The sequence below is a fragment of the Synechococcus sp. C9 genome (genome assembly GCF_022984075.1).
GTDB lineage: Bacteria > Cyanobacteriota > Cyanobacteriia > Gloeomargaritales > Gloeomargaritaceae > Gloeomargarita.
In genome coordinates, this window is record NZ_JALAAD010000001.1 from 447,106 (window position 1) to 472,728 (window position 25,623).

Here is a 25,623-nt window from a genome sequence, read left to right on the forward strand (position 1 = left end):
TTTTTCTTCAACCTTGTTCACTTATCGCTTAGGAGATAGTTCCATGAATTTCAATGTCTTAGAGAATCCGTTAGCCGCCCTTTTTGCTGTTGCCGCTATTTTCATCGGGTACTATGCCTTGATTTATTTCATCGTAGTTGTGTTGATGAAACAGGGCGTTCCCCAACAACGCCGACCCCGTTATTGATTTGATTTTGGCTAATACTACCAAGCCCCTCATTGCGCCGGGAAACTTGGTGTTTTTGGGGCTGGTATCCTGCCAAATTTTGATGGCAATCCCAAGGCATTGGCTGATATTTGGGAGAACCCAATTGGGGGGCAAAATTCCCTTGGGATATGCACCAGGTTTCCAGTTAAAATGCTTTGGTTGGAGCGGCGAGGCATACTGGAGAATAGCTTATGACTCAAATCGAGTTTGTCATTCGGCTGGGGGTGGCGTTTCTCCTCGGTTCAGCCCTGGGGTTAGAACGCCAGTGGCGACAGCGCATGGCTGGTTTGCGAACCAATACGTTGGTGGCGACGGGGGCGGCTCTGTTTGTCATGCTCTCGGCTCTGACTCCGGGGGATTCCAGCCCAACCCGGGTTGCCGCCCAGGTGGTATCTGGCATTGGCTTTTTGGGCGGTGGTGTGATTTTGCGGGAAGGGCTGACGGTCAGGGGGTTGAATACAGCCGCAACGTTGTGGTGTGCCGCCGCCATCGGTGCTTTAGCGGGCGCAGGACTTTTGTTTCACGCCAGCGTGGGAGCCGTAGCCGTGCTGGTAGCCAATTTGCTGTTGCGTCCCTTGGGTCATCGCATCAACCAGCAACCCCTCAAAGGCACGGAATTAGAACTTTGCTACCGCTGTGAGGTGATGTGCCGTGCCCAAGCCGAAGCCCATGTGCGGGCATTGCTGTTACAAACGGCGGCTGGTGGCAAGCTCCGGTTGCGTTCCCTTTACAGCGAAGACGTGGAAAACCATCCCGACCGGGTCAGTATCGAAGCGGATTTAATCACCCAAGAACGGGATGATGCCCTGGTGGAACAAATTATCAGCCGCCTGAGCTTAGAACCGGGCGTAATTGCCACCCACTGGCGCATTATTGAACAGGAATTTGGCTGAAACGTTATTTTGGCAACCTTTTTATCATTCACAATGGTCACAAGGACACCGCTCCCGTCCAAGGTTGCTACAGTGATATTAAATTAAGGGCACCCCTATTTATTTGAACCAATTGAAGGTTATCTCGTTGGAATACCGATCCTAATGGCTACGCCACGCAGGCTATCGAGAACCAAGGGCGGGGGGTGCCCCCCTGCGACTGCTAACTTTGAATTGATAGAGGTGCCCTTAAATAAATAAAATAAACTAAAGTAATTACTCCAAAGACTACTGCGGAAATGCCCCCGATGCCCGCCACCACCGACCAAGAACTGCTCTGCTTGAGTTTTTCCCTGTCGCCTACTAACCAAGCCCTGCTCCCTGCCCACGAATGCTTGGAAGTGCTCCCGTTACCCCTGAGCCAAGTGGTGGGGATTCCCGATATGCCCCCAGCGGTGATGGGCGTCGCCAACTGGCGGGGTGAAGTCCTGTGGTTGCTGGATTTAGCCTACTGGTTGGGTTTTGGTTCCCTCCCAGAACTGTACCCCCAACAAATGAATTACAATGTGATGATAATCACTCAGGACAAACAACGGCTGGGGCTGGTGGTCGCCCAAGTGGGGCAGATGTTTTGGTGTCCCCTCGCCGAGTTGCAGTCGCCCCCTGGGACGGAAATGACCCCGGTCTTAGCCCAGTGTTTGCGGGGCTATTGGGTGCAGGAACAGATTTTTTTGGTTTTGGATGGGCAGGGCATTGTCCAGTCCTTGGGTGCAAATTAGTAAATCCCTGGGAACAGCTTTTTCACCGTTTGTTGATAGGTCTGATACTCTGGGAATTTGGCGGTTAACCATGCTTCTTCCTGGGCGGCTTTGCGGTCAAAAAATAAACCGAAGGCTAAAGCACAAATACCGTGCCATAAACTCATCCGCCACAGGGCATAAGCCAACGCCAAAAAAATCACACTGGCGTAAATCGGATGGCGCACCCAACGATAAACGCCCGTCGTCACCAAGCGGCTGTCATCGGTCGGGTGGGGCAAAGGCGTGAGATTATTGCCCAAGTGCCAAATTCCACCCATACCTAAGCACAACCCTACCGCCCCCAGTAGGATGACAACTGGTAATTTTATGCTCAAGGGTAACGTACCTACGGGGACAACGGGGAGCAGGATAAAAACAACACCTAAAACGGCTTGACCCAGCACCCAATATTCTCCCCGTTGATTGCGCCACCAATCCGAACGAAAACCCCACTTTTCTAACATCTCCAGTTCCCCCCGTTTACGTCAAACCCGTTACGAAACTGACCATAACACCTGTTATTACCCCGATCCCCAAACCAACCGCTGGGTGCCATTTTAGCTTGCCAATCACCAATAGGGCAACCGCAAGTAATAGCATATTGATCCCAATCCGCAGGGGTTGTTCGCTGGGAATAATGGCAGGCAATAGGTTAATCGCAGCAGACAAAACCATGCCAACCACAGCGGGGTTAACCCCTGATAAAAAGTGTTTGACGGGCTGTAAATGCCGCACCTTTTGATAATAGCGAGACAGGATAAACATCAAGATAATTGAAGGTAAAAACAAACCGATGGTGGCGACCATTGCCCCGCTCAATCCCCCGACCCGAAAACCAGCAAAAGTGGCAATCACTGCAATTGGTCCTGGGGTGAGTTGACTAATCGCCACCCCATCAATAAATTCCTGTTGCGTCAACCAGTGCAAATGGTCAATTAATAACTGTTTCAGCACCGGGATCAGGACAAAACCACCCCCAAAGAATACCAATCCTACCTTCACAAACGTTAAACCTAAGGTGAACACATCAACAGCCTGGGGTGGCACGACCGTGTTGGTTGCCGAGGTGATTTGATGGGGTAAAACCTGCATGGCTAACGGTAAACCAATGACCGCTTGGGGCTGATTGACAGACTTTTTGGCGGGGGGTTTGCGGGGGGTTAATTTAAGCAGTAAACCAACTACGCCTGCCATACCGAGAATCAATATGGGATTGATGCGGGTTAAACTGCCAACACAGCCTGCTAAAGCCAGTCCCAAGGCAATCTTAGAGCCAATCGCCTTTTGTCCCATAGACCAAGCCGCCAGGAGAATAATGCCAATCACCACCGGCGCAATGCCCTCTAAAACCGCCTGCAAAGAGGGAATTTGATTGAATGTGAAATAGAACCACGATAGAACCATCACCGCCACCAAAGAAGGGAGTAAAAACAGCAGACTCGCCCATAAACCGCCCCAAAAACCATGCAGACGATAGCCAATAAATAAGGCGGCATTGACCGGAAAAGAACCTAAAATTTGACTGAGGGCGACCCCATGCAAAAACTCTTCTGTTTCCAAACACCGCCGCCGTTTGACAAATTCATCTTCCATGAGGGCAATCATGGCAATGCCCCCCCCAAAACCAATGGAACCTAATTTGAGAAACAGCCACATCATCTCGGTTAAGCTGGGCATTTTTTGCGAATAGTGCCCTTCTGGAACTGGAATGTCTGTCATTGGATTCCCTCCGAAATATCAAAATTGCTAAGTAATTGCTAAGTCATTAAAAGTGGTTGATCACCCGTTGCATGATGGCACTGGCATTCAAGGCGATTTCCTTCGCCTCGGGAGCGTAAATCATTAAAAACATGGCTAAGGGGTCAACTGCGGCAACCTCGACCAAGCCATCCGCACATTCCTGAATCACCACATTGCACGGAAACATGACGGCCGCTCGACCATCCACCTGCAACATATCAAAAGCGACTTGGGGGTGACAGGCACCGAGGACGTGGTAACGGCGGAAATCCTGGTTGAGTTTCTGCCGAAAAGCTCGCTGTAAATCCATTTCCGTCATCACCCCCATGCCTTCTTTTTGGAGTGCCTCTTTGACTAAGACGAGGACTTGGTCAAAATCCATCGCCACCGTGCGCTGAAAGTAGTACATCCCTCCCTCCCCAAGGATTGACTGTCCCTGCTTGCCACCAAGGACAAACATTCTGTATATTGAATATATAACTATTTAGTTAAATACGTCAACTGAGGTGAAGGTATGGCGAACGTGGTGGTGATTGGGGCGGGTTTGGGGGGATTACCGGCGGCCTATGAGTTGCGGCACCGTTTAGGGCGGCAGCACCGAGTGACGTTGGTTTCCGAGTTCCCCCAATTTACGTTTGTCCCCGGGCTGGTGCAGGTGGGGTTGGGGCAGATTCCCCTGGCGCAGGTGCAGTTGGATGTGGCGATGCTGGCTGGCTACCACAACCTGGACTGGGTGCAGGGGCGGGTTCGACGCATTGACCCGGTGGTGCGGCGGGTGTACACGGCGGCTCAGGAATTGCCCTACGACTATCTGGTGATTGCCAGTGGGGCGGAATTGGCGAATGATTTACTGCCGGGGTTGGGGGTGTACAGCCATTCGGTGTGCACGCCTGCCCATGCCCTAGCGGCTCGGTCAGCCTGGGAGCAATTTGTCCAAAATCCGGGTGATTTGGTGGTCGGGGCGGCGCCGGGGGCAGGCTGTTTTGGGCCGGCCTATGAATTTGTCCTGTTGGCGGAGGCGGATTTGCGGCGGCGGGGGCTACGTCAGCAGGTCAACATTACCTACATTACCCCGGAACCCTACATTGGGCATTTGGGGGTGAAGCAGGTGAAAAATGCCCAGGAATTGACGGAAAAACTGATGCACCAACGGGGGATTCAAACCGTCACCAATGCGCGGATTGTCGCTGTGCATCCCGACCGGGTGGAATTGGCGGATGGGCGGGTGTTTCCCTTTGGCTACAGCATGATTTTACCGGCCTTTCGGGGGGCGGAGTTTGTGCGGGTATCGGGGCTGGGCAACGAAAAAGGGTTTTTGCCGACCCTACCGACGCTCCAGCATCCCCAGTACCCGGAAATTTACGGGGTGGGGGTGAGTGTGCATCTCGACCAACCGGATCAAACTCTGGTGCCCATCGGTTTACCCAAGAGTGGTCAGATGACCGAAGCGATGGCGATGGTAGCGGCACACAATATCGCAGTGGCGTTGGGGGCGGTGCAGGCTCCACCTCATGTGCCCACCCTGGAAGCCCTGTGTTTTGCCGACTACGGCGGAACCGGCATTGCCTACATCGCGGCACCCGTCCTCCCTGACCCGATGACGGGACAACGGCGTTATTCCTATGCGGCGGCGGGGCGATGGGTCACCTGGGCAAAGGCGGCTTTTGAGCATTATTTTATGATTAAAATGCGTTTGGGTTTGGGGTTGCCCTGGTTTGAGAAACTGGGCATCCGGTTATTATTCGGACTGGCTCTTTCCCAACCCGCACCCGCCCATTTGCTTGCGCAACCGATGCAGGTGTAAAACCATGACCCTCTCCCTGGCTGAGGAGCAAACAACGCCCGATTTTGAGCGGTTAGCCGAATTGTTCAAACTGATGGCCGATCCGAGTCGGTTACACATTTTGTGGTGTATTGGTCAGGGGGAGTCGAGCGTGGGCGAAATTTGTACCCGCACGGGTTTGAGTCCGGCGAATGTTTCCAAGCACCTACAAATGTTACGGTTGGGGGGGATTGTCGCCTGTCGAAAAGAAGGCAATAGCCGCATTTATTTCCTCTCCGACCCTCACTATTTCACCCTGTGCGCCCAAGCCTTGATCACGTTATCCAACACCCATCAGGAGGTAGTTTCCTCATGCGACGAATAGGGATTTTACTGGTTTTTATAGCGTTGCTTTTCGGTTGGTCGCTCCCGGTTTGGGCTAGCATTGACCCCCAGCAATTGGGCGAGGCGGTCACCGAAATTGAATTATTAGACCAAATGCGTGCGGGTTTAGCCAGTAGTTTAACCGGCACAACAACGGAGCCAACGCTGGATACCTTTAAGACGGTCTGTGCGCCGGTGGGCAAACAAGCCCAAAAAATTGCCCAGGACCACGGTTGGCAGGTGCGGCAAGTGGCATTGAAGTACCGCAATCCCCAGCATAAACCCCAGGATTTAACTGAAGAAAAAGCCCTGGCGGAGTTAATCGAACATCCCGATCTCCAAGCCTTTTGGCAAGTGGATGCCCGGGGGGTGAATTACTTTCGACGGATCAATGTGGAAGCCAGTTGTCTCGCCTGTCATGGGGCAAAAGCAACCATACCCGCTTTTGTGAAAAACAAATATCCCACGGATTTAGCCTACGATTTCCAAGTTGGCGATTTACGGGGAATGTATCATGTGCTGATTCCCAACCCACCGGAACCATCAACCGCATCAGCCCCCTAAAAGTTCAACAATATTTGATTTGATAACTATAGCAATCCTACTTGATTAGTGAACAGAGATTTCCCAGAACCAAGGACGGGGGCAGTGCCCCTGCGACCCCTATTCTATTCTCACTTAGGATTGCTCTATCATGTCAATGTTCAGCGAGGGAAATGGATGGCAAAAATTTGCTGGCTGGGGGGGGTTACGGGTAGCCATTTGTGGTGGCAAAAAATGGTTTTGGTGGGGTTAAGTGGTCTATGGTTTTGGTTAGCCACGTCCGCCCCAAGTCATGCCCTCATCCGCACCATTTCCGAAACGCCCAACCAAGTGGTCATCCAAGCCCGTCATCAACTCCCCGATGAAGAGCGTTTGACCTGGCAGGTGATTCTGTTTGCCCGCCCCCATCAGTTGCAACTGCGGTTGGTGGGTTTTCCTGAACGCTATCATTTTCGCCACCCGCAACCTTTGGTACTCACCACCCCGGATGGGCAAACATGGCTGGCCGCCGATGATTTCCCGAAAGCGGCTACGGTTGCCAATGTGGGTCAATTTGACCTACTGCCCCTAGCGGATGAATTACTGCCAGAGGGATTCCCGCCGAAACAGCCCTTGCGGGTCACCCTGCCTTTGGTGGCAGGGGAACGTCACCTCACCATCCCCACGGCGGTACTTCTGGAATGGCAGGAGGTGATTCACCAGGGGAAAAAACTGGGGGCGTAGTTTGGGGCAACCTTGAGACATTTAAGGGTACTGCTAAAAATGGGTTGCAGGGGTGTAGCCCCCGTTGTTGGTTTGCGATAATGGGCATTTTAATCAGATAAACTTCAATGGGTGCAAATCAATAAAAGTGCCCTTAATTGAGCTTTTAATTGAGATGATGATTGCCAATTCCAGGGAAATGCTTGGGAAATTATTTTGCCAAACCGTGTTCCAGGGCAAAGCGCACCAGTTCCGTACGGCTGTTGGTGCCGGTCTTGCTAAATAAACGGCTCACATACTTTTCCACATTCCGCACGCTGGTTTCCAACCGATGGGCAATTTCTTTGTTCATCAACCCCTGCGCCAGCAATTCCAACACACTCCGTTCCCGGGGGGTCAAATCCAAATCCAGCGGTTCTTTGGCAATCACTCCCCCCTGGCGTGCCAAAAGTGCCTTGATTTCCGCCAATTCCTGCGCCATATCCGTGGGTTGGGGTTCCGCTTTCCGCAGAAGATTCTCAATCACCGCCACCAACTCATCCGGGTCAAAGGGCTTGGCAATATAGCCATCCACCCCGGCCCGAAAGCCAGCAATCCGGTCTTTGGTCATCCCCCGTGCCGTGAGAAACACCACCGGCAAATGCTGAAACCGGGGGTCATCCCGCAGTTGTTTCAGGAACTCATAGCCGCTCACCTGGGGCATCATCACATCGGAAACCACCAGGTCAGGTTTCTGTTTTTGCAATAGTTCCCAGGCTACCTGGGCATTGGCCGCCGTCGTCACCGTGAAGCCACTGTCTTCCAAATAGGCTTGTACTGCCTGGCGCAACCCCGGTTCGTCATCCACAAGCAGAATGTGATGGGTCATATGGCTTGCACTTAGTTAATGTTCATAACTTAATTGATATGGATAGATTACCATATTACCCAGAACCAAGGGTGCTACGACCGCTAACTTTGCACAGAGGTGTCCTTAGGTGAATCATAGGATTACTCAGAACTAGAGTTAGGTTATACCGTCAAATTATTCAGTTTCTCAACATTGATACCCACAGTTGCAGTGAGATTGCCATATAGCAATCCTACTTGATTGACAAACGGAAATTCCGCAGAACCAAAGACGGGGGCGGTGCCCCTGCGACCCCTATTCCATTTTCATTGAGGGTTGCTATAGATGTGTTCATTCCCGATAGAATCTTAATCTGTCAAAAATCTTTTGAGACTGGGTTCTGCCAAGAGGGGCTTGGTGGCGGCAATCAATTTGGCACCCCACAAATTCTCAATTAAGAAAGGGATTTTGCCATAGCGGCGGTCAATTTTCAGGGCTTCTTCTGCCATTTGAATCCCCTTTTGTTTTTGCCCTTGGGTATAGTACAAAACCGCAATCGCCAACATGGGTTCAGCCGCTTTGGGGTCAATTTTAACCGAGGCTTGCCAATGACGACGGGCAGATTCCCGGTCGCCCATTTCAAAATTCACCAAACCGATATTATTAATCGCTGGCCAGAATTTTTTATCCTGGGCAATCGCTTTTTCATACTGGGCAATCGCCTGGGGGTATTGATTTAATTTCAAGTAAGTATTCCCCAGATTAAATAGCCCTTCCACATTATCCGGTTTGATTGCCAACCCCGCCTGCAAATAACGCAACGCCTGGGGATAGTTGTCCTGGCGCAGGGCGAGAGAGCCGAGGGTAAATAAAATACCGGGATTATCCGGGGCAATTTTATAGGCTTCCTGAAGGGCATTGGTCGCCTGTTTGAGGTCATCCTGACGTAAATACAATTGCGCCAAAATTACCCAGGGTTCAAAACGATTGGGTGCCAGTTGGGTGGCAAGCCGAGCATTGGCAATCGCCCGTTTCCCATCCAGAGCCTGGACTTCACTCAGCACCCCCACTTCCCGGGCCAGGTCAACCCCCTGGGCTTCCAACTGTTCCGGGCGCAGTTCCAACACGTAGGGCACCATCGCTGGCCCCGGTAATGCCCAGGCGAGTACCCCCAATCCCACGACCCAGCCCCAAGCCAGTTTACCCTTCATCTTTGGCTCCATCGTCCTCTGTACTCCCCATCATAAGTGCGGTTGCCATCACGATTTTAATACCTTTTAATAATTCTTCCACCCAACGACCGGGAATGGGGGATTTGGGGTTACCTGCCAAATTCACAACAACCACCCTTTGGCAATGAGATATTCGGCAATTTGCACCGCATTCAGTGCCGCCCCTTTGCGAATTTGATCCCCGCACAACCACAAATCCAAACCGCAGGGGTGGGATAAATCCTGGCGAATCCGACCGACTAAAACCGCATCCTTACCCGAAGCATTGATGGGCATAGGAAAGTAATTGTTTTGCCAATCTTCAACTAATTCCACCCCCGGACTTTGGGCTAAAATTTCCCGAGCTTTGGCCACTGGGAAGGGTTGGGTAAATTCCAAATTCACCGCCTCCGAATGCGCCCGCAGTACCGGTACCCGCACACAGGTCGCCGTTAACCGCAAATCCGGGATACCCATAATTTTGCGGCTTTCTTGGATCATTTTCATTTCCTCTTGACAATACCCCTGGTCATTGCAGGGACTGTTGTGGGGAAATAAATTAAATGCCAAGGGATAGGGAAAAATCTCTGTTGTTACCGGGGCATTCGCCAAAATTTGCTGGGTTTGTTGGCGCAATTCCTGCATCGCCCGTGCCCCCGCCCCACTCGCCGATTGATAGGTCGCCACCACCACCCGCCGGAGTGGTTGCACCCGGTGCAAAGGATAAATGACCACACACAGGAGAATCGTGGTGCAATTGGGGTTGGCAATGATGCCCTGATGGGTTTGCAAAGCGTGGGGATTCACCTCCGGCACCACCAAGGGCACCTGGGGTTCCAGGCGAAAGGCACTGGAATTGTCAATCACCACCGCCCCCTGTTTCACCGCTACGGGTGCCCATTCCCGGGACACACTCCCCCCCGCCGAAGCCAGGACAATATCTAAATTTTGTAATTCTGATGTACAGACTGGTCGCACAGTCAAGGACTCCCCCAAAAAGTCCAGGGACTGTCCCGCCGACCGGGGGGAAGCCAAGAGCCGCAATTCCCCCACCGGAAACTGCCGTTGCGCCAGGAGTTGGAGGATTTCCGTGCCCACCGCCCCGGTTGCCCCCAGCACCCCCACCCGATAGGTTCCCATATTCGTGAATCCGTGAACAATAACGCTAAGATACTATATGCACAACTGGGCGAAAATTTATGAAAATTACGCAGGAACCCTTACCCAAAAGTCAACTGGGCATACGGGTGGAAATCCCCGCCGCTGATGTGGCAAAACGGCATGACATGGTTTTTCGGCGACTGATGAAAACGGTGCGCCTGCCGGGGTTTCGCCAGGGGAAGGTACCTGCTCACGTCCTGCGGCAATACGTGGGGGATGAGGCGATTCGCTTTGCGGTGGTGGAGGAACTATTGGAAACCACCATGCCCCAAGCCCTGAAAGAAATTGACGTGCCTACGATTGGGAAACCCTCCTTGCGGGAGGAGGTGGAAACTCTGGTGCGGAAGTTCCAACCCCAGGAACCCTTTGTGTTTCAGATCGCCATTGATGTCTGGCCGGAAGTTACCCTGGGGGATTACCACAATTTATCCATCCGGGCGGCTAAATATGAATTTGACCCAACCGACGTGGAGGACATCCTCCGGGCACACCAGGAGAGAAGGGCAACCCTGGTACCGGTGGAACGTCCCGCCCAGGTGGGGGATGTGGCGGTGATTGACATGGACGGCTACCGGCAGACGGAAGCGGGACGCGGGGAGGCGATTGACATCTTCGAGCACCGGGATATGCAGGTGGAGGTTGACCCGGAAGATTGGGAATTTTATCAGGAAGTGGTTGAGGCACTGGTGGGGATGCAGGTGGGGGAAACCAAGGAAGTGACCCTGGTTACCGGCGATCAGGGGTGGGAACCGGATATGCTCAACCAAACCTTTATTTTGGTAATCACCCTTAAGGAATTGAAAGAACGGGAATTACCCGAACTGGATGACCTGTTTGCCCAGGCGGTGAGTGATTGTGAAACCATCGCCGAACTCCGGGATTTTTTAAGGGAACGGCACGAAAAACAGATGGCGGAGCGCACCCAAGAGAGCGTTGAACAGGGGATCACCGATGCGCTCGTGGCAATTACCACCACCGAACTGCCCCACACCCTGGTGGAGCGGCATTTGAACGAATTACTCCATGATGTGTTGAACGACTTTGTCCAGCGGGGCATTGACCCCGAGGACGTGGAAGCCTGGTTGACCGAGGAGCGGGTGCAGGAAATGGGTAAGGCATTGCTCCCGGTAGCCGAGCGGCGGGTGAAAGGAATTCTGGCATTGAAAGCCGTTGCCGAGCGAGAACATCTCACCCCTGACCCGGAGGCGATTGCCCAAAAGATTGCCGATGCCCGCCGCACCAAAATGGGAGATGACCTGAGCGAAGCGGAGTTAACCCAGGTCGTCCAGGAGTCCCTGCGTCTGAAAATGGCAATGGCATGGCTACAGGAGCGGGCGCAGATTACCTGGGTGTCCCCGGCAGAACTGTTGCGAGAACTGGAGGAGGAGGAACTGGCATCCGAGTCAGAACCCACCCCTACAGCTTCCATTGAAGAGAACACCACCCCTGCAACAGAGCCGTTAGAAGCACCGGTAGGATCGGCGGCACCAGAATCAGAACCCACCCCTACAGCTTCCACTGAAGAGAACACCACCCCTGCAACAGAGTCGTTAGAAGCACCGGAAGCATCGGCGGCACCGGCAGAGGAACCCACCCCCCCTGTCGCATCGGAGGCTTGAGGCATAATGGGAAACAACAAGCAAACGGCGGGTTTATCAGGTGGCACAATCATGATTACCAGTACAACCGAGATGGCAGGGATTACCAGTGTGACCGGGGAGATGATCCAGGAAGCTCCGCCCCGCCCAGAGACCGGGTTTAACGTCCAGGAACGCCTGCTCCAAGCCCGGATTCTGGTACTGGGTAGCCAGGTCAACGATGCGGTGGCGAATCAATTGGTGGCGAGTTTGCTGTATTTGGATGCCCAGGACCCCACCAGCGATATTAAATTATTCATCAATTCCCCCGGCGGGTCGGTGACGGCAGGGATGGCGATTTATGATACGATGCAACAGGTGCGGGCGGATGTATCCACCATTTGCTTTGGTCTCGCCGCCAGTATGGGGGCATTTTTGCTCGCCGCCGGTGCGCCGGGTAAACGCTTCTCCATGCCCAGTTCCCGGATCATGATCCACCAACCCCTTGGGGGTGCCCAGGGACAGGCGATTGACATTGAAATTCAGGCGCGGGAAATCCTGTATCACAAACGCCGGTTAAACGAATTGCTCGCCCATCACACCCGCCAACCCTTTGAACGGATTGAGGCGGATACGGATCGGGATTTCTTTATGTCCGCCGAGGAAGCCCGGGACTACGGCTTGATTGACCACATTCTCACCCGTGATACACTCTACCCCACCGCTGTTTGAGCGTATTTGTCCTTTTTGGGAGGGTCTATGTCCCGCTACGATGCTCATCTCAAATGTTCCTTCTGCGGCAAGTCCCAGGAACAGGTACGCAAGCTAATTGCCGGACCTGGGGTCTATATCTGCGATGAGTGTGTGGAGCTTTGCAACGAAATCCTGGAGGAGGAGTTGGCGGAAGCCCGGGCGATGACCCCCACCCAAAAACGCCGTCCTGCCCCCAGCCGTCCCCCCGTCCCCGTGACCAGCGACCCCCTCCCCCGTCCCCAGGAAATCAAGCATTACCTGGATCAGCACGTGGTGGGTCAGCAGGAAGCCAAAAAGGTGTTATCCGTAGCGGTATATAATCATTACAAACGCCTGCGGGCGGAAACCCAGGGCACCGACGATGGGGTGGAATTGCAAAAATCTAATGTTTTGTTAATTGGCCCCACCGGCTGTGGCAAAACCCTGTTAGCGCAGACCCTGGCGAAATTATTGGACGTGCCCTTTGCGGTGGCGGATGCGACGACCCTGACCGAGGCGGGCTATGTGGGGGAAGATGTGGAGAACATTCTCCTGCGGCTGTTACAGGTGGCGGATATGGACGTAGAGCGGGCGCAACAGGGGATTGTCTATATTGATGAAATTGACAAAATTGCCCGCAAAAGTGAAAACCCCTCCATCACCCGGGATGTGTCGGGAGAAGGGGTGCAACAGGCTTTATTGAAAATTTTGGAAGGCACGATTGCCAATGTCCCCCCCCAGGGGGGTCGCAAGCACCCCTACCAGGAATGTATTCAAATCAACACCAGCAATATCCTGTTCATTTGCGGGGGGGCATTTGTGGGTTTGGAGCGGGTCATCGAACAGCGGGTGGGGAAAAAGTCGATGGGATTTTTGCTCCCGGAGGAACCGGCCACGCCCTTACCCATCAAGGAACAGCGCACCGCCTCGACCCTGCGGCAGGTAGAGCCGGAGGATTTGGTGAAATTTGGCATGATCCCGGAATTTACCGGGCGGATTCCCATCCTCGCCGTGCTTGACCCCTTGGACGAGGAAGCCCTAGCGGCCATCCTGACCCAGCCCCGCAATGCCATTGTCAAGCAGTACCAAAAGCTGATGCGGATGGACAATATCGAACTGGAATTTGCCCCGGAAGCCCTGCAAGCCATCGCCCGGGAAGCCTACCGCCGCAAAACCGGAGCCAGAGCCTTACGCAGTATCATCGAAGAATTAATGTTAGAAGTCATGTACGAACTGCCGTCCCGCCAGGACGTTGCCCGCTGTTACATCACCCGGGAGATGGTGGAAAAACGCTCCAGTGATGCGATTTTGTTGCACCCCACCGCCCGTTCGCAACCGGCTTAGGTTGATCCCGTATGTCCGCTTGGATTCCCGCCAACCCAATCCCATCCGCATTGGCAAAAACAGTCCAGGTAGCTGAGGGACAAGAACTTGAATGAGCCAAATGTTTAACCTGGTTTCTCCGGGGGATCAACGATAAAAAAACCGGACTTTTGGCAAAAAATGTTGGGTTATGAGTGCCCATCTTACCCAGAACCAAGGGCGGGGTGCCCCCCTGCGACCGCTAACTTTGAATTGTGAATTTATAGAGGTGTCCTTATGGTTTATGTAATATGTAATTTTTTGAATTCATAAAGATGCCCTTCATGGTAGTTACCTAAAAATTCCCATTGGGGGCAAAGGTTGCGATACACTAAACCTGAATTGCACTACCCTGGGTTTATGACCGAATTGCCCTCCCAATACTCCCCCCACGCCACCGAAGCCCACTGGCAAGCCTATTGGGAGCAACATCAGGTGTTTGTGGCTGACCCATCTGCCCCCGGCGAACCCTATTGCATTGTGATCCCCCCCCCAAATGTCACGGGGAGCCTGCACATGGGACACGCTTTTGAACATAGCCTGATTGATGTTCTGGTTCGGTATCATCGGATGTTGGGGCGCAATACATTGTGGTTACCTGGTACGGATCACGCCAGTATTGCCGTCAGTACTTTGTTGGAAAAAGAACTGCAAGCTCAGGGCAAAACCCGTCAGGATTTGGGGCGCACCGCCTATCTGGAGCGGGCATGGCAATGGAAGGAAACCTCCGGCAATGCGATTGTCACCCAAATTCGGCGGCTGGGTTTATCGGTGGACTGGTCACGGGAACGATTTACGATGGATGCGGGTTTGTCCCGGGCGGTAATACACGCTTTTGTGGAATTGTATCGGGCGGGGTTGATTTATCGGGGCAAATATCTGGTGAATTGGTGTCCGGCGACCCAGTCAGCGGTGTCGGATTTGGAAGTGGAATCCCAGGAAGTGGACGGTCATCTCTGGCATTTTCGTTACCCCTTGGCGGAGGGAAATGGCTTTGTGGAAGTCGCCACCACCCGCCCGGAGACGATGTTAGGGGATACGGCGGTTGCAGTCAATCCTAACGATTCCCGCTATCAAGATTTAATTGGCAAAAAAGTGATTTTACCCCTGGTGAATAGGGAAATTCCGATTATTGCGGATGCCTGGGTTGACCCGGAATTTGGTACGGGTTGCGTAAAAGTCACTCCCGCCCACGACCCCAACGATTTTGCAATCGGCAAGCGGCATCATTTGCCACTGATTAATATCTTGAATCCCGATGGTTCTCTCAATGAAAATGCCGGGGAATTTCAGGGGCAAGACCGGTTTGTTGCCCGTAAAAATGTGGTGCAAGCCCTAGAAAGTCAAGGCTATTTAGTGCGGGTTGAATCCTATCGCCATACGGTGCCCTACAGTGACCGGGGTAAAGTCCCCATTGAACCCCTATTGTCCACCCAATGGTTTGTGAAAATTGCTCCCTTATCCGAACAAGCCCTTACGGATTTTGACAACCACAATTCACCCCAATTTATTCCCGAACGCTGGGGCAAAGTCTATCGGGATTGGTTGGTCAAATTAAACGATTGGTGTATCTCCCGCCAATTGTGGTGGGGGCATCGCATTCCTGCCTGGTATGTGGTGAGTGAAACGGATCATACGATTACGGATACCACGCCGTTTATTGTTGCAGAAAATGAAGTCGAAGCCCAAAAACTCGCCCAGGCACAATTTGGGGACGATGCAGTTTTAGAACAGGACCCGGATGTATTGGATACCTGGTTTTCTTCGGGTTTATGGCCTTTTTCCACCCTGGGTTGGCCGGAAGCAACCGCTGATTTTAACCGCTATTACCCAACAACGACCCTGGTGACCGGGTTTGATATTATCTTTTTTTGGGTCGCTCGCATGACCATGTTGGGGCGATATTTCACCGGTACAATGCCCTTTCAGACCGTATATATTCATGGCTTGGTGCGGGACGAAAACAATAAAAAAATGTCCAAATCGGCGGGGAATGGGATTGACCCCTTGGTATTGATTGAAAAATATGGGGTGGATGCCCTACGCTTTGCCCTAGTCAAAGAAGTGGTGGGAGCCGGTCAAGATATTCGTTTAGATTACAATCGCAAAACCGATGAATCTCCCACCGTTGAAGCCAGCCGTAACTTTGCCAATAAAATTTGGAATGCGGCTCGATTTGTGTTGATGAATTTAGAGGGAAAAACCCCCGCAGATTTACCCCCTATTGACCCGGTTTTAGCGGAACTCAGCGACCGATGGATTTTATCCTGTCACCATCGCACCATTGCTCAGATTAACCAGGAATTAAGGGCATACAATTTGGGGGAAGCCGCCAAACTTTTGTATGAATATATTTGGGGGGATTTTTGTGATTGGTATATTGAATTGGTGAAATCCCGTCTGCAAGATGCCACCCATCCCACTCGCCCCCTTGCCCAGCGCATTTTGGCAGAAATTTTAGGGGATTTGATGAAACTTCTGCACCCCTTCATGCCCCATATTACGGAGACCCTCTGGCACAGTTTAGTGCGCCCAGAACCCGGGGTAAGTCTTGCCCGCCAACCCTATCCCCAAGCCGATCCCAGCCAAATTGACCGGGAATTGGAAACGGATTTTGACCTGGTAATTCAAATCATTCGCACCATTCGCAATTTACGGGCGATTGCCGAAATTAAACCCGGTCTGACTGTACCCATTACCCTGCAAACTCCTTCGTCTCGGGAAGAGGCGATCATTGAAGCGAGCCAGCAGTACATTTGCGATTTAGCCAAGGTGCGACCCCTCACCTGGGGCAAAGACCTGACGGCGCAACGGCAAACCCTGGTGGGGATCACTGGTACGGTGCAGGTGTTGTTACCCCTGACAGGGCTGGTGGATGTGGCGACCCTCAGGGCAAAGGTCGAACGGGATGTACAGAAAATTCGAGTACAGGCGGATGGGTTAGCCGCCCGCTTAAATAATGCCCAATTCCTCGCCAAGGCTCCCCCCGACGTGGTACAAACCCACCAAGCCCAATTGGCTGAACTCACCCAACAGATCGAACTCCTCCAAAGTCGTCTGCAACAACTGCAATAGGTACGCCCAGGGATAAGCTTTCAGTCCCAATCCGGGGTTTGGGTTGGGAATCTTAGCCGCACCGCCCCCGGACGTGATTCCATCGCTACACCGAACCGATTCCCTGAATATAGCCATCCTAACTGAGTTTAGAATACCGGTTGCAGGGGCACTGCCCCCGTACTTGGTTCTGGGAAATTTCTGTTCATTAATCAAGGAGGATTCCTATATTGGTTCGCCCATTGGGTAGAATCGCTATATCTTTGGTATAGTATAAAACGGCACTCATCAGGAACTGCGCCTTGCCTTCCACGTTTGACCCACCCAAAATTGACGAGTTTTTGGCAGAACTTGCCGCCATTCAACAAACCGGCTCCAAACGCATTGCCCTGCTGGGTTCTCGTCACGTTCCCATTACCCATCAGTACTTAATTGAACTGTTAGCCTACGCCTTGGTATTGGCGGGCAATCGGGTGTTAACTTCCGGGGCAACGGGGGTGAATGCGGCGGTAATTCGAGGCGCAATGCGGGCTGACCCAAATTTATTAACGGTGATTTTGCCCCAAAGTTTAAGCAAACAACCCCCGGAATCCCAGGAGCAACTTAAACAGGTGATGCACTTGGTGGAAAAACCCGAATACGATGACCTTTCCCTCGCCGAAGCCAGCACCCTTTGCAACAATGAAATTGTCTCCCGTTGTCAACAATTGGTGTGTTTTGCATTTCATGATAGCCATACCCTCATGGTCACCTGTCGGGAAGCGGAAGAGCAACGGAAAATTGTAACCTTGTTTTACTTTGATTGAGACTCGGCAAGTACTGATGGGGATGACATTTTTACAGTGCATTTCTAAATAATAAATAATATAGTCGTTTCACAAGAAAATGCAACACTTTGAAGCACTGGTAATCACTGTATCCCCTTCTAGGAAAGGGTTTGCAGGTAAAGGCGAATGTCGCAAACTTGTTTGAAATTACTATAAAAGGGTACTTCTAAAAATGGGTCGCAGGGGGGCACCCCCACCTTTAGTTCTGGGTAAGATGGCTATGTTAACGATGAGATTTATGGTTGGCTCAAATAAATAGAGATGCCCTATATTAAAAATAGGCAATTCTCAAAAATTTTTGGACTTTTACCGCCAAATACTCTGGATTAACTTTTAGCGGCTAATTCAGTCAGACGAACCGCTAAATTCAGAAGCGAGGGACCTAAATTCGCCAATACCGTTACGGTTCCAGCAGTGATAATAATTGTCGTCGCCAACCGAGTGAGGTTATCCGTAGCCTGACGAAACACATCAAATTTATAGTCCTGGTTTTCCACTTGCGTTTCCAACTTACTTACTTGAGTTTCCAAGTTCCCCACCTGAATCTCCAAGTTCCCTACCCGAGTCTCCAAATTTCCCACCTGAGTCTCTAAGTTATCCAAGCGGCTCTCGAGTTTATCCAAACGGCTTTCTACCTTATCCAAACGGGTGTTAATGCCACGCAATTCCGTAAGCACCTGATTCTGAAACTCTTGGGGTGATAATTCCATTGGCATAAGGGGGCTATTTCGCTCTTGTTCTAATTGTAAATAACCGCAGAAAATTAAAGCGCAATTAGATCAACGGTAACCCCGCATCCTGGGCAAATTGACGGCGGGTGGTTGGGTAATCAATCACCAATCCTTCCCCAGCAATGGGTGGCGCAGGTTGCCCTTCAATTTGTAGATAAATGGGGGCTTGGGGGTTCAAACTGCTGGCGGTATAAATCACCTGAGCTACCCGATAAATCACCGAGTAACTGCCCCCACCGCTGGTAAATTCTTGGGAAAGATTGACGTAAACCGCACCATTTTTTAATTCCAAATTGAGCAACCGAGTACCGTTGGGAATGGCGGTGGTCATGCCGTCGGGAGGGGTGCTGAGAATCAGATTGATCGCCTGTCGCAGAGCCGCCGTAGGGTCGTCCTTGGGGGCATTGAGCAACGGGTCGCTGACCAACATTTCCCTCCCCTGTTGCACCTTCAACCAGTACAAACGGGGTTGTTCCGCCGTGACCACAAACTGTTGGGATGCCGGTTGCCGGGAATGTTGCACCCACCAGACCGTACCACCCCCTACTGCGCCCACACATACGGATGCCGCCAGAGCCACCCACCACACCCGCCGGGATTTTCCCGCCAAACTTGAGCGAATCATCGTCGTACCCCCAGATATTTTTCTATTGTGCCTCAATCTTTTGAGGACGTAACCAACCGCCCTAAGTGTCCTTTACAATAGCTCAGGAACGACGAACAGGTGGACTATGAATCAACCTATCCCGGTCATCGTCACCGGTGCCGCTGGAAAAATGGGTCGCCAGGTGGTTAAAGCAGTGGCTAGTAGTAATGACTTCGTACTGATGGGGGCGGTGGATCGGCATCACCTGGGGGAGGATGTGGGGGAAGTGGCGGGCATCGGGGCATTGGAAGTACCGATTACGCCGGATTTGCAGTCTTTGTGTGCCCTGGTGGCTCAGGAAAAACAAGCGGGGGTACTGGTGGATTTTACCCATCCCCAGAGCGTTTATGAAAATGTGCGGGCGGCGATTGCTTACGGGGTGTATCCGGTGGTGGGTACGACCGGTTTAAGTTTAGAGCAAATTCAAGATTTGGCGGAATTTTGTGATAAGGCGAGCATGGGCTGTATTATTGCTCCTAATTTTTCGATTGGTATGGTGTTATTGCAACAGGCGGCGATTCAAGCCTGTCGTTATTTTGACCATGTGGAAATCATCGAATTACACCACAACCAAAAAGCCGATGCCCCCAGTGGCACTGCCCTCAAAACCGCCCAAATGTTAGCGGAAATGGGCAAAACCTATAACCCTGCTACGGTTAACGAAACCGAAACCTTACCCGGCGCTCGGGGGGGATTAGGTCCAGAACATATCCGCATTCATAGTGTCCGTTTGCCGGGACTGATTGCCCACCAGGAAGTGATTTTTGGTGCCCCAGGGGAACTTTATACCCTGCGCCATGACACCAGCGACCGCAGTTGTTATATGCCGGGGGTTTTACTTGCCATTCGCAAGGTACGGCAACTTAAACAATTGGTTTATGGATTGGAAAAAATTTTGGATTAGTTACTATAGCAATATGATTTGAGATTAGAATAGCGGTCGCAGGGGCACCGCCCCCGTCCTTGGTTCTGCGGAATTTTTGTATGCCTACGGCACGCAAGCTAATGTCAATCAAGTAGGATTGCTATAATTAGTTAGTCATTAATTTGACATGAATTCTATGCTGATAAGTGACCTCATGGACAAGCAGGAATTTTTATACCATTTATATCAGGATTGTCGGCAAAAAACCTTGGCTTTAGTTACGGATGTCACTGCAACACAACTGCAACAGCAGGTGCATCCCGAATTGAGTCCCCTGGGTTGGCATTTTGGGCATATTGCCTACACGGAAGCCCTGTGGTTATTAGGGGAACCATTGCCCTACCCTGAACTCACGCCCATTTTTCGGGTGGATGGGTATGCCAAATCCCAGCGTGGTTCTCTCTTACCATCCCCAGAGTTGCTGTGGGAATATGTGCATACTATTCGTGAGAAAATTTTAGTCAATTTATCCAAAATTACTCCTGAACAAGAGCGGATTTGGCACTGGGTAATTCAACATGAAATGCAACACCAAGAAACCATGACTGTCATCCGGGTTTTGCAAAAGAATTTAACACTCAAAATTCCAGCAGTTACCGTGCCAAAAAAGCTAATTCCTATTCCCACTGGACAAGCGATTCTTGGAAATAATGGCGTAAATGCGCTGGATAATGAATGTCCAACTTATACCCAAGACATTGACAGTTTTCAGATTCGTAACACTCCTGTCACCCAAGCCGAATTTGCGGAATTTATCGCCGCTGGTGGTTATCGGGAACCCCATTGGTGGTCTGAGGATGGGTGGGCATGGTTGCAAAAAACGAACATAACTCAGCCATTGTACTGGCAATTAGCAGATGAAGACCTGCCAGTGTGTGGCATTAGTTATTACGAAGCCGAAGCCTATTGCCGGTTTGTGGGGAAACGATTACCGACGGAGATGGAGTGGGAATGGGCGGCGCAACAGGGATTACCGACGCAGGGTCAGGTGTGGGAATGGACGGATTCTTGGTTTGCTCCTTACCCAAACTTCACCGCTTATCCCTATCCGGGCTACTCAGCCAATTACTTTGACCGTCAGCACAAAGTCATGCGGGGTGGGAGTTGGGCAACCCATGCCTATCTGCAACGCCCTAGTTTTCGTAATTGGTATCATCCGCATATCCAGTATATGTTCACTGGACTGCGTTGGGTTATAGATAGTTAGTTGTCATTAAGTGGTCAGATTGTGGTGTATTTCAAGCCTCACATTCTCGGTGGCATTTAGGGTTGTTTAACTCATTTCATAACTTTAGTTGCCCGATGAGAACTCAATGAAAATGGACAGAGGAAACGCATACACCTCGGCTTTGTTTGGGGGTTGATAATTCTAGGTATGTATTTAGAAATCCACCACTTTATCAGCGGCTAAAATGAGGCTGGGTATATCCTGATTTCCTGTAGCCATTTGTGCTCCTGAACGCAAATCTTCAGCGGTGATCCCTACGGCGGCTGAACACATGGGACAGGCTCTCACTTGTCCTCCTGCGGCGATGAATTCGTCATAGAGTTGTTGCAGGGTCATTGGGTCATTGCCCCAACGTAAGTCTAACGGTTGCTGTTTATCCACAATTCGCACTCCCTCTAAGGTCAATAGGAGTATCACTTGAACATTCCCTTTTTTTTGGATACCCCTAGCGAGTTTTAGTGCCATAAAAGCGGCGTGCAAATCGTCTGTTCCATGATTGAGGTGAATGATGATATTTTGCTTTCTCCCAGGGACTTCAGATTGCGCTGATTTAATTTCCGACTGGGCAGGAGATATAAACAGAGAGTTGATAGAAGGTATAAAAAGTGTAGTTAAAAGGCCGATTGAGCCAACCAGAACGCCCAGGGTCAGTTTTTTCATGGCAGTCTCCCCAACACTAATCATGAACAGGTTAAATTGTAGCACATTTCATCTGAATATGCTGTGGCCTGAATATGACTACTTTGGATGCTACGAGTGTGATTATGGTTGATTTCATCACTCAATTTTACTTGTCCTGTTACAATTCAATCAAATGATTTAACCAAATATATTGTTAGTTCACAGATTTTTTATGAAACGACTTAGGCGATATTTGAGTTGTTTCAATCGTCCCCAGATGGTATCTTGTTGCCGTAGTTTTGCTCCATCAAAAACTTGGTCAAAGACAAATTGATCGGCGGTCAAATTCCTCACTAAAAAAGGAGGATGGGTGATTTCTCCTAATTCTGCGGTGGGCATATTTGCAAAAGGACTGTGGGGATTATGGGTATGGGTGGCTTGCACCCCAAAGCCGATATTGGAAACTAGGTTGACCCTGGGCGTGGCGACCAAACCGCTCTGGCTAAAACAGGCAAACATAAATGGATAATCCCAAGTGTCAATTTTCCCCTGATACATCTGTTCAAATTTCTGTAACCAATATCGTGTTTCATATTCGTTATCACTGATGGATTCGACATAGCCACCGTCCCGAAATTCTGGCCAAAGTTGCATCGTCACATCGTAATACTGCCAGGCCCGCCGCCAGGTTGCCCAACCCCAACAATGAAAATACTTGGAAAAATAATAACTATAGGGAGTTACTTCCCGCCCCCGTTGATGGTTGTTGCCATTGATAGCCATCACCCGTTCTTGATCCTGATACCGTTCTAATAATTCATCACAAAAGTGAAAAAATGAATGATTTGGCAAACAGTCATCTTCTAAGATAATTGCTCGCTCTGTCCGGGAAAATACCCAATCTAAACCACTCGATACCCGCTGACGACACCCTAAATTACTTTCAGCATAATTCCGCTCCACCTCACAATCCCAATCCATATTCGCCACAATCGAGCGGGTTTGTTCACACAACACTGCTTCTTCCGCACTTCTTGGTCCATCCGCCACAATGAATAACTTTTTAGGTGCCACTTGGCGGATTACTTGAAATACTTTGGCGGTGAGTTGTGGACGGTTGAAAATTAAAAAAACGACCGGTGCTTTCAGGTTCATTATAACCTACTATTAAAAAAGCATTGACGCAATTTTTACCCTATCACATATCACTAAATTAAAAAAACTAAATTAATTAATCACGGACAGTCATACCCATCCCACAATCGGGTGGTACTGCGTAAACTACAGTGGTTGCCCTGCCCCAAGATGAGATGATCCAAAATCGGTACATCCAAAATTTTACTACATTGTAATAATTGTTTGGTCAGTTCCAAATCCGCTGGGCTAGGGGTGAGATTGCCGGAGGGATGGTTGTGCCCGACCACCAAACGGGTTGCCCCCAAGCGGATGGCTTCCCGAAAAATTTCCCGGGGGTGCGCCAGGGTTTCCGTTGCCGTGCCAATGGTCAGCACCCGAGTGCCCAGCAGACGGTGTTTGACATCCAGAAGCACAAGACCGAACCGTTCGGTTTCCGCCCACATGAGTTCCGGTGCCAGGGCGATGGCGGCCAATTCCGGGCTATCAATGGGGGTGCGCTCCAGGGGACGGCTCAAAAAGACCCGTTTGCCCAGTTCAATGGCGGCTAAAATTTTGGTGGCTTTGGCGGGACCAATGCCGGGAATGGTCATTAACTCTGCCGGTTTGATGTCCCGTAATACCGCTAGGGCATCCTGTTGATGTTGCCCCAAGGTCTGCAGGAGGTATTGCCCCAAGCCAACGGCGGAGAGTTGGCCCGACCCGGTGCCCAGGAGAATCGCCAACAATTCCCCCGTCCCCAACGCCCCTGCCCCCTGTTGCAACAGCCGTTCCCGGGGTCGCTCGGTGGTGGGCAGGTCACAGATCCGCAATCGGTAGGAATTCGTCATTTCTCAACCTATACTAGAAAAAGTGCCCTAATGTTGACCTATGCCCCGCACCAAACTTACTCCCGCTGACCGCACCCAAATTGCCCAGCGTTTTCGGGATACCCCAGCCACAGCCACCAGTCTGGCGGCAGAGCATGAGGTAAGCATCAGCACCATTATCCGTATCTTAAAGGAAGAACTCACCGAGCCGGTGTACGAGTCCCTGGTGCCCCAAAAACGGGCGGGACGGTGGCAAGAACCCGCTCCCCCGCAACCTAAGCCTCAAAACAGAAATCCAGCGTCGGTTGCCCCTAAAATTCGTTCCTACAAACCCGTCACGGATACCCCGAACGCCCCCATTCCCCTCACCCCGGAACCGTCGGAACTAACGGAACCAACGGAATTAGTCACGCCCCCAGCCGTGCCACCCCTGGAACCACCGCCCGCAGAGACGCATTCCCCCGAGGCATTCCCCGCCCCGGAACCGCCGAGTCCTGCCGGACTGGAAGAACCCGACCCCGCCGGGTTGACGGAGTGGGATGCGGATACCCAAGATGACTGGGATGAGGATGAAAACGACGAGGAGGATAGTCCCGGCGGTAGTTTTGCGCCCGCCCCTATCAGCCAGCAAATTTTACCCTTGGCTGTTTCTGCTCTCCCCCACACCTGCTATTTGGTGGTGGATCGGTTTGCAGAATTGGTCGCCCGTCCCCTCACGGAATTTAGCCACTGGGGGGAACTACCGACGACCAGCGACACAGCCCGCACCCTACCCGTGTTTGATAACCATCGGGTCGCCAAACGTTTTTCGGGGCGAGGGCATCGCATTCTCAAGGTACCGGATGCGAATTTGATCTACAAAACCAGTAGCTATCTGTACGACAAGGGCATTACCCATTTGCTGATTAACGGGCAAGTCTATACCGTGGAGAAAGAACCAACGGAACTGGAAATGTGATCGATTGCGTACCGACACAATTTTCTATCAACTGTTTCAGACCTTTCCTACCCTACTAATGGAACTGTTGGGGGAAGACCCTGCCAGCATTGCCAGCTATCAGTTCACCTCGGTGGAAGTCAAGGAAAAAGCCTTTCGTTTTGATGGGGTATTCCTGCCCCAAAGGGAGGATAAAACTATCTGGTTTGTAGAAGTGCAGTTCCAAAAGGTGCATGAATTTTATAGCCAGTTATTTAGTGAGATATTTCTATTTTTGCAACAGTACCGCCCGGTGCAGGATTGGGGGGTGTTGGTGTTGTTTCCAGACCGGCAGACGGAACCAGCTTTAGGTAAACAATATCAGGAATTGCGGGGGCGAGTGCGAGCCATTTATCTGAATGAATTAAAACCGGGGACATCGGTGAGATTGGGGCTAGTGAAATTAATTGTTACCCCAGAAACAGAAGTCATTAAAGCGGCACAGACATTGGTGGAAACGGGGAAAGGGGTGGATGGTTTGCTAGAATTTGTGGAGACGATACTGATTTACAAGTTAAAGACCCTGAGCCGGGAGGAAATAGAGCGGATGTTTACCCTGGGAGATTTACGGCAGACGAAGGTGTATCAGGAAGCCAAACAAGAGGGAGAACAGAGGGGGAAACGCGAGATACTCCAACGGTTACTCACCCGCAAGTTTGGCAGTGTACCCGATGATCTAAACACCAAACTGGCACAGCTATCCCTAGACCAACTGGGGGAAATTGCTGAGGCGATTATTGACATCTCTTCCCTGGAGGAGTTGGAAAATTTGCTGACCTAATTAAACAA

General features: G+C 51.3%; 27 protein-coding genes. 16 read left to right on the forward strand and 11 right to left on the reverse strand.

The features are described 5' to 3' along the window. Positions 1 to 43 precede the first annotated feature (43 nt). The 3 genes from MLD66_RS02185 to MLD66_RS02195 all read left to right on the forward strand — a co-directional run bounded on the left by MLD66_RS02185 (position 44) and on the right by MLD66_RS02195 (position 1,859). Entirely contained in the window at positions 44 to 187 is a 144-nt protein-coding gene (locus MLD66_RS02185; protein ID WP_247215307.1) for a hypothetical protein, read from the forward strand. Positions 188 to 399: 212 nt separating this feature from the next. Further along, positions 400 to 1,101: an MgtC/SapB family protein gene (locus MLD66_RS02190; protein ID WP_247215308.1), complete on the forward strand. Its 702-nt coding sequence runs from the start codon at positions 400 to 402 to the stop codon at positions 1,099 to 1,101. 278 nt (positions 1,102 to 1,379) lie between these two features. Next, positions 1,380 to 1,859 carry a chemotaxis protein CheW gene (locus MLD66_RS02195; protein WP_247215309.1) on the forward strand — a complete coding sequence of 160 codons (480 nt, stop codon included), beginning with the start codon at positions 1,380 to 1,382 and terminating at the stop codon, positions 1,857 to 1,859. Here MLD66_RS02195 and MLD66_RS02200 read toward each other — a convergent pair. The 3 genes from MLD66_RS02200 to MLD66_RS02210 are packed head-to-tail and all read right to left on the reverse strand — an operon-like array spanning position 1,856 to position 4,029. After that, positions 1,856 to 2,344, reverse strand: coding sequence for an isoprenylcysteine carboxylmethyltransferase family protein (locus MLD66_RS02200; protein ID WP_247215310.1), 489 nt, complete (start codon positions 2,342 to 2,344; stop codon positions 1,856 to 1,858). The two genes, MLD66_RS02195 and MLD66_RS02200, sit on opposite strands and share 4 nt — an antisense overlap. Before the next feature lie 16 nt (positions 2,345 to 2,360). Further along, positions 2,361 to 3,599: a chromate efflux transporter gene (chrA, locus tag MLD66_RS02205; protein WP_247215311.1), complete on the reverse strand. Its 1,239-nt coding sequence runs from the start codon at positions 3,597 to 3,599 to the stop codon at positions 2,361 to 2,363. A 46-nt stretch (positions 3,600 to 3,645) separates the two neighbouring features. Beyond that, positions 3,646 to 4,029, reverse strand: coding sequence for a DUF302 domain-containing protein (locus MLD66_RS02210; RefSeq protein ID WP_247215312.1), 384 nt, complete (start codon positions 4,027 to 4,029; stop codon positions 3,646 to 3,648). Positions 4,030 to 4,134: 105 nt separating this feature from the next. On the opposite strand from MLD66_RS02210, the gene MLD66_RS02215 reads away from it, so the two are divergent. The 4 genes from MLD66_RS02215 (at position 4,135) to MLD66_RS02230 (ending at position 7,032) form a co-directional block, all read left to right on the forward strand. Beyond that, positions 4,135 to 5,424, forward strand: coding sequence for an FAD-dependent oxidoreductase (locus MLD66_RS02215; RefSeq protein WP_247215313.1), 1,290 nt, complete (start codon positions 4,135 to 4,137; stop codon positions 5,422 to 5,424). A gap of 4 nt (positions 5,425 to 5,428) precedes the next feature. Next, positions 5,429 to 5,767 carry a metalloregulator ArsR/SmtB family transcription factor gene (locus MLD66_RS02220; protein WP_247215314.1) on the forward strand — a complete coding sequence of 113 codons (339 nt, stop codon included), beginning with the start codon at positions 5,429 to 5,431 and terminating at the stop codon, positions 5,765 to 5,767. Then, positions 5,755 to 6,330: a DUF3365 domain-containing protein gene (locus tag MLD66_RS02225; protein ID WP_247215315.1), complete on the forward strand. Its 576-nt coding sequence runs from the start codon at positions 5,755 to 5,757 to the stop codon at positions 6,328 to 6,330. Before MLD66_RS02220 ends, MLD66_RS02225 begins: the two co-directional genes overlap by 13 nt. A gap of 156 nt (positions 6,331 to 6,486) precedes the next feature. Then, positions 6,487 to 7,032 carry a DUF3122 domain-containing protein gene (locus MLD66_RS02230; RefSeq protein ID WP_247215316.1) on the forward strand — a complete coding sequence of 182 codons (546 nt, stop codon included), beginning with the start codon at positions 6,487 to 6,489 and terminating at the stop codon, positions 7,030 to 7,032. Between the two features lie 190 nt (positions 7,033 to 7,222). On the opposite strand, the gene MLD66_RS02235 is transcribed toward MLD66_RS02230, so the two are convergent. The 3 genes from MLD66_RS02235 to MLD66_RS02245 all read right to left on the reverse strand — a co-directional run bounded on the left by MLD66_RS02235 (position 7,223) and on the right by MLD66_RS02245 (position 10,191). Next, positions 7,223 to 7,879, reverse strand: a complete 657-nt coding sequence (locus MLD66_RS02235; RefSeq protein ID WP_247215317.1) for a response regulator transcription factor — start codon at positions 7,877 to 7,879, stop codon at positions 7,223 to 7,225. A gap of 329 nt (positions 7,880 to 8,208) precedes the next feature. Beyond that, positions 8,209 to 9,063 carry a tetratricopeptide repeat protein gene (locus tag MLD66_RS02240; protein WP_247215318.1) on the reverse strand — a complete coding sequence of 285 codons (855 nt, stop codon included), beginning with the start codon at positions 9,061 to 9,063 and terminating at the stop codon, positions 8,209 to 8,211. 111 nt (positions 9,064 to 9,174) lie between these two features. Beyond that, a complete protein-coding gene (locus tag MLD66_RS02245; RefSeq protein WP_247215319.1) occupies positions 9,175 to 10,191 on the reverse strand; it encodes an aspartate-semialdehyde dehydrogenase in 1,017 nt (338 codons plus the stop codon). Between the two features lie 59 nt (positions 10,192 to 10,250). Between MLD66_RS02245 and tig the strand changes: the two genes are divergently transcribed. From tig to MLD66_RS02270, 5 genes are all read left to right on the forward strand, one after another. Continuing rightward, a complete protein-coding gene (gene tig, locus MLD66_RS02250) occupies positions 10,251 to 11,831 on the forward strand; it encodes a trigger factor (RefSeq protein ID WP_247215320.1) in 1,581 nt (526 codons plus the stop codon). Positions 11,832 to 11,933: 102 nt separating this feature from the next. Further along, positions 11,934 to 12,521, forward strand: coding sequence for an ATP-dependent Clp protease proteolytic subunit (locus MLD66_RS02255; RefSeq protein ID WP_247218922.1), 588 nt, complete (start codon positions 11,934 to 11,936; stop codon positions 12,519 to 12,521). 27 nt (positions 12,522 to 12,548) lie between these two features. Continuing rightward, positions 12,549 to 13,865 (forward strand): ATP-dependent protease ATP-binding subunit ClpX, encoded by a 1,317-nt coding sequence (gene clpX, locus MLD66_RS02260; protein ID WP_247215321.1) that lies wholly within the window; start codon positions 12,549 to 12,551, stop codon positions 13,863 to 13,865. Positions 13,866 to 14,243: 378 nt separating this feature from the next. Continuing rightward, positions 14,244 to 16,958, forward strand: a complete 2,715-nt coding sequence (locus MLD66_RS02265) for a valine--tRNA ligase (protein WP_247215322.1) — start codon at positions 14,244 to 14,246, stop codon at positions 16,956 to 16,958. A 281-nt stretch (positions 16,959 to 17,239) separates the two neighbouring features. After that, positions 17,240 to 17,743 (forward strand): DNA recombination-mediator protein A, encoded by a 504-nt coding sequence (locus MLD66_RS02270; protein WP_247215323.1) that lies wholly within the window; start codon positions 17,240 to 17,242, stop codon positions 17,741 to 17,743. 347 nt (positions 17,744 to 18,090) lie between these two features. Here the strand turns inward: MLD66_RS02270 and MLD66_RS02275 are convergent, their stop codons facing one another. Next, positions 18,091 to 18,474, reverse strand: coding sequence for a hypothetical protein (locus MLD66_RS02275; protein ID WP_247215324.1), 384 nt, complete (start codon positions 18,472 to 18,474; stop codon positions 18,091 to 18,093). A gap of 64 nt (positions 18,475 to 18,538) precedes the next feature. Beyond that, positions 18,539 to 19,120 carry a GerMN domain-containing protein gene (locus MLD66_RS02280; RefSeq protein ID WP_247215325.1) on the reverse strand — a complete coding sequence of 194 codons (582 nt, stop codon included), beginning with the start codon at positions 19,118 to 19,120 and terminating at the stop codon, positions 18,539 to 18,541. 106 nt (positions 19,121 to 19,226) lie between these two features. Between MLD66_RS02280 and dapB the strand changes: the two genes are divergently transcribed. Together dapB and MLD66_RS02290 are read left to right on the forward strand one after the other, a co-directional pair. Further along, the gene (gene dapB, locus MLD66_RS02285; RefSeq protein ID WP_247215326.1) at positions 19,227 to 20,045 is read left to right on the forward strand and encodes a 4-hydroxy-tetrahydrodipicolinate reductase; all 819 of its coding nucleotides are present in this window, start codon (positions 19,227 to 19,229) and stop codon (positions 20,043 to 20,045) included. A gap of 157 nt (positions 20,046 to 20,202) precedes the next feature. Further along, positions 20,203 to 21,273: an SUMF1/EgtB/PvdO family nonheme iron enzyme gene (locus tag MLD66_RS02290; protein ID WP_247215327.1), complete on the forward strand. Its 1,071-nt coding sequence runs from the start codon at positions 20,203 to 20,205 to the stop codon at positions 21,271 to 21,273. 174 nt (positions 21,274 to 21,447) lie between these two features. Here MLD66_RS02290 and MLD66_RS02295 read toward each other — a convergent pair whose 3' ends face one another. From MLD66_RS02295 to radC, 3 genes are all read right to left on the reverse strand, one after another. Next, on the reverse strand, positions 21,448 to 21,954 hold the full coding sequence (locus MLD66_RS02295; RefSeq protein ID WP_247215328.1) for a DsrE family protein: 507 nt from the start codon (positions 21,952 to 21,954) through the stop codon (positions 21,448 to 21,450). 180 nt (positions 21,955 to 22,134) lie between these two features. Beyond that, the gene (locus tag MLD66_RS02300) at positions 22,135 to 23,070 is read right to left on the reverse strand and encodes a glycosyltransferase family 2 protein (protein ID WP_247215329.1); all 936 of its coding nucleotides are present in this window, start codon (positions 23,068 to 23,070) and stop codon (positions 22,135 to 22,137) included. 80 nt (positions 23,071 to 23,150) lie between these two features. Then, positions 23,151 to 23,879 carry a DNA repair protein RadC gene (gene radC, locus MLD66_RS02305; protein ID WP_247215330.1) on the reverse strand — a complete coding sequence of 243 codons (729 nt, stop codon included), beginning with the start codon at positions 23,877 to 23,879 and terminating at the stop codon, positions 23,151 to 23,153. Positions 23,880 to 23,919: 40 nt separating this feature from the next. Here radC and MLD66_RS02310 point away from each other — a divergent pair, with 40 nt between their 5' ends. Next, complete coding sequence (locus tag MLD66_RS02310; RefSeq protein WP_247215331.1) at positions 23,920 to 24,816, forward strand: hypothetical protein; 897 nt, start codon at positions 23,920 to 23,922, stop codon at positions 24,814 to 24,816. Positions 24,817 to 24,820: 4 nt separating this feature from the next. Continuing rightward, positions 24,821 to 25,615 (forward strand): Rpn family recombination-promoting nuclease/putative transposase, encoded by a 795-nt coding sequence (locus MLD66_RS02315; RefSeq protein ID WP_247215332.1) that lies wholly within the window; start codon positions 24,821 to 24,823, stop codon positions 25,613 to 25,615. Positions 25,616 to 25,623: the final 8 nt, after the last annotated feature.